Annotated in this window: 5 protein-coding genes; all 5 read left to right on the top strand. The window is 30.5% G+C overall.

The window, feature by feature from the left end; all coding sequences use genetic code 11:
- Positions 1–539 (top strand): CD1107 family mobile element protein (locus BN3657_RS00055; protein WP_144020113.1); only part of this gene is annotated, 539 nt, incomplete at its 5' end.
- 73 nt (positions 540–612) lie between these two features.
- The gene (locus tag BN3657_RS00050; protein WP_062551282.1) at positions 613–1,224 is read left to right on the top strand and encodes a DUF6088 family protein; all 612 of its coding nucleotides are present in this window, start codon (positions 613–615) and stop codon (positions 1,222–1,224) included.
- On the top strand, positions 1,217–2,200 hold the full coding sequence (locus BN3657_RS00045) for a nucleotidyl transferase AbiEii/AbiGii toxin family protein (protein WP_062551281.1): 984 nt from the start codon (positions 1,217–1,219) through the stop codon (positions 2,198–2,200). Before BN3657_RS00050 ends, BN3657_RS00045 begins: the two co-directional genes overlap by 8 nt.
- A gap of 88 nt (positions 2,201–2,288) precedes the next feature.
- A complete protein-coding gene (locus BN3657_RS00040; protein ID WP_062551280.1) occupies positions 2,289–4,010 on the top strand; it encodes a DNA topoisomerase 3 in 1,722 nt (573 codons plus the stop codon).
- The coding region (locus BN3657_RS00035) for a DNA cytosine methyltransferase (protein WP_144020112.1) at positions 4,003–4,405 on the top strand (403 nt) is incomplete at its 3' end. The genes BN3657_RS00040 and BN3657_RS00035, both read left to right, overlap by 8 nt.

Genomic DNA, 4,405 nt, shown 5'->3' with positions numbered 1-4,405 from the left:
AAAATAAGGCAAGAGGTTCAGTAATTGAAAATGTAGATAGGAATGGAAAAGATATTACACCAAGTGGAGATACAGAAAAAGATAAAGAAAATCCAGTTGATGTAAGACAATTCTTAACATTTCAAACCAAAAGTGGAAAAACTATGCACCTAATAGTGGATCACTCATCAAATCAAGATAATGTAAGATTATTAACAGAAGTAGGAGAGCAAGACCTACTTAATATGATTGAATCAGAAGATAAAAATACCATAAAGGTTGAAGAGCCTAAGAAAGAAGAAGTAAAAAAAGAAGAACCTAAGACTGTTCCAGTAAAAGAAGAAAAGAAAAGCGGGATAGGTTCATTTCTAATTGTTGCACTTGTAATTGGAGGAGTTGTAGGAGCAGGATATTATTTTAAAGTAGTCAAAGCAAAAGAAGATAGAATGTTGGAAGACTTTGAAGAAGATGATGAGGATTATATTAGTGAGTCAGAAGATGAATCTGACGATGATGAAACTCACGAAGAATCTTTAGATGAAGATGATGAACTATTATAAAGATATGAAAATTAAGCACAATTGAATTGTTGTCACGAATATGATACAATATCCGTGACAAAGGAGAATTGTAATGAGTTCATATATGGAAATAATATCAGATAAAATAAATAGTTTTGACTCGCATAAAGTATTTTTTGCAAATGACTTTTTAGATGTTGCATCTAATGCTACGGTTAGACAAATATTAAAAAGATTAGCAGATGAAGATAAAATTAAGCGTGTCATTTATGGATTTTATTACAATCCAAGATATAGTGAATTAATTGGAGAGTACGAAGCAGTATCGATTCACGAGTTAGCACTTGCCATAGCAAGAAAATACAATTGGAATATTGCACCATATAGTAGCACAGCCTTAAACTTATTAGGACTTTCAACACAAGTTCCAACTCACTATAAATATATATCTAGTGGAAGATATAAAGAATATAAAATTGGGGATACAGTTTTAGAATTTAAAAAAGTAAATCCAGGAGAAATTGCCAATATGTCTTTGAAGACAGCGACAGTTATTCAAGCAATTAAGTCTTTGGGAAAAGAAAATATAACTAATGAAGTTATACAAAAGATAAGAGAAAATTTAAGTGAAAAAGAAAGAATAGACTTAATGAACGAGTCAAAATCAGTGCCAGCATGGATATATGAAGTAATAAGGGAAATTTGTGAGGGCAAAAATGAGTAAGTTTTATATAGAAAACAAAGAAGATTTAAGGGTCTTAATAGTAAATACAGCCAGAAAGAAAAATATATCTGAGGCAGTCATTGAAAAAGACTATTGGGTCACTTTTATCTTAGACTATCTATTTAATGAAAATAAATGGAAAGATTGTTTTACCTTTAAAGGTGGCACATCACTTTCAAAGTGTTTTGGACTTATAGAAAGATTTTCTGAAGATATAGATCTGATCTTAGATTGGAGAGTATTAGGCTATGAAGAAAAAGAACCATGGTTAGAAAGGTCAAATACCAAGCAAGATAAATTCAACAAAGCAGTTAATGAAAAGACAGAAGTATTTTTAAGAGATGAATTTTTAAAAGTTTTAGAACAAGATTTAAAGGATTTTGATTTTGAATTTTCTATAGATAGTATAGATTCACAAACAATTCTATGTAAATATCCTAAAATTTTTGAATCTAATTATTTAACACAAAATATAAGGCTTGAAATAGGAAGTCTTGCAGCATGGACACCTGCAATTGAAGTGGAAATCCTGCCAATAATTAGCGAAGTCTACCCAAATATATTTAAAGAAAAAACTAATATAAGAACAGTATCAGCAGAGAGAACTTTTTGGGAAAAGGCAACTATACTTCATCATGAAGCAAATAGACCAGAATCTTCTTCTATGCCACATAGGTATGCAAGACACTTTTATGACTTATATAAAATAGCAAATTCAGATTTCAAAGATAGAGCCTTAGAGGATAAGGAGTTATTAAAGAAAGTAACTGAATTTAAAATGAAATTCTACCCTAGAAAGTGGGCAAGGTATGAAGATGCATTAAATGGTAGATTAAAGTTAGTTCCAAGAGAGTTTCGATTTTCTGAAATAGAAAAAGATTATAAGGCTATGTCAGAAATGATTTATGGAGACTATCCAAACTTTGAAGAGATTATAAAAGTTCTTAAAGAACTAGAAAAAGAAATTAATAAGTAGAATTTTCCCGAAAATAATATAATCTTCGGGAGAAAAACTTTGAGCGAGAGAGAAATCTTTCGCTCTTTTTTTATTTATGGAGGTATTAATGAAGTTAGTAATAGCAGAAAAGCCAAGTGTAGCAGTTACAATTGCAAAAGTAATTGGAGCAAGAACAAGAAAAAACGGATATTATGAGGGGAATGGATACATTGTTTCTTGGTGTGTAGGTCATTTAATTCAAATGGCAAGTCCAGATAAGATTGATGAAAAATGGAAGAAATGGACAATAGACACTCTTCCTATAATCCCAGAAGAATATATTTATGAAGTATCTAAAAGCACTAAGAAACAATATGGAGTTTTAAAGAAAATTTTAAACGAAAAGAACATCGACACAGTAATAAATGCTTGTGATGCTGGAAGAGAGGGAGAACTTATTTTTAGGCTTGTATATAATCAAGCTAAATGTAAGAAGAAGATCCAAAGGCTTTGGATATCTTCAATGGAAAATAAAGCTATTGAAGATGGTTTTAGAAATCTTAGAGACGGAGAAAACTTTGAAGACTTATATAGATCAGCAAGTGCAAGAGCAATTGCTGATTGGATGGTAGGAATGAATTTAAGTAGGCTTTATTCTTGCATTTACAAGGAAACATATTCTGTTGGTAGAGTACAAACACCAACTCTATATTTAATAGCTAAAAGGGATAGTGAAATAAACCTATTTAAGAAGCAAAAATATTATACGGTAGACCTATCTTATGGAGAATTAAAACTTGTATCAGATAGGATTGATAAAATTGAAGTTGCAGAGCAACTATTAAATCTACTAGAAGATGAAATAGTTATTACAGAGGTAGAGGATAAAGAAATAATTACAAAACCAGATAAGCCTTATGATCTCACTACCTTACAAAGAGAAGCAAATAAATATTTTGGATATTCAGCAAATGATACTTTAAATCTAGCACAAGGCTTGTATGAAAAGAAGCTAATCACATATCCAAGAACAGATAGCAGGTATTTAACTGAAGATATGGTTACTACTATGAAAGAATTATTAGAAGGACTTGAAGATGATTTTAAAATCAATGAATCAAATTTCAAGTCTATTTTTAATTCATCTAAGGTTACAGACCACTATGCAATTATTCCTACTATATCAGGTATTGGAAAAGCCAAAGATTTATCTGATAAAGAAAGTAAAATCTATAATCTAATTAAGAATAAATTACTTGCTTCATGCTCGGATAACTTAAAGGAATCTAGTAGAAAAATCAGATATGAATATGATAAGTTTAACTTTAATTCAAGTGGCAAGACTGTAATAGATGAAGGTTATACCAAGTATCTAAAGGCTTATGTAAGAGAAAAGCAAGAAAATGAATTACCAGATGTAAAGACTGGAGATAAAATTAAGCTAACTTCTAAAAATATATCTGAGAAATTCACCAAAGCTCCAAGTCATTATAATGAAGATACACTTTTAAAGGCTATGGAGAGTGCAGGAGTAGAATCCTTGGATAAAGATATAGAAGTAGAAAGAAAAGGTTTAGGAACACCGGCTACAAGAGCAGGAATTATTGAAAATCTTATCCATAAAGATCTCATAAGAAGAGATAAGAAAAAATTACTTGTAACAGAAAAAGGCAATAGACTTGTATCGATTGTAGAGGATAAGTTTAAGTCGGCTGAAACAACATCTGAATGGGAAATGAAACTTGCAAAGATTAGCTTTGGCGAAGTAGATAAAGAAGACTTTTTAAGAGAAATAGAAGATAGTATAAGGGAGCTTGTAGATAGGTACAAGAATAATCTAAATGAATAAGGTAAAAATATTAGAGCTTTTCGGTGGCATAGGTGCTATTAGAAAGGCTCTTATTAATTTAAAGATACCTTATGAAGTAGTTGATTATGTAGAAATAGATAAGGCTTGTGTTAAATCATACAACGCACTTTATGGAGAAGACTATAAGCCAAAATCAGTAGTAGGATATAAAGCTCCTAATGAAAAGATAGACTTAATTATGCATGGAAGTCCTTGCCAAGACTTTTCAAGAATAGGAAAAAAGCAAGGAGGAGTAAAAAATTCAGGAACTAGATCAAGCTTACTATTTGAAACAATTAGAATAATCAAAGAAATGAAAGATAAACCTAAATGGATAATTTGGGAAAATGTAAAGGGAGTCCTTGATAGAAATATGAGGGACTCCTTTTTTATTT

The organism is Peptoniphilus phoceensis (genome assembly GCF_001517665.2).
Lineage (GTDB): Bacteria > Bacillota > Clostridia > Tissierellales > Peptoniphilaceae > Peptoniphilus_A > Peptoniphilus_A timonensis.
This window is presented reverse-complemented; position numbering and strand designations above follow the sequence as displayed.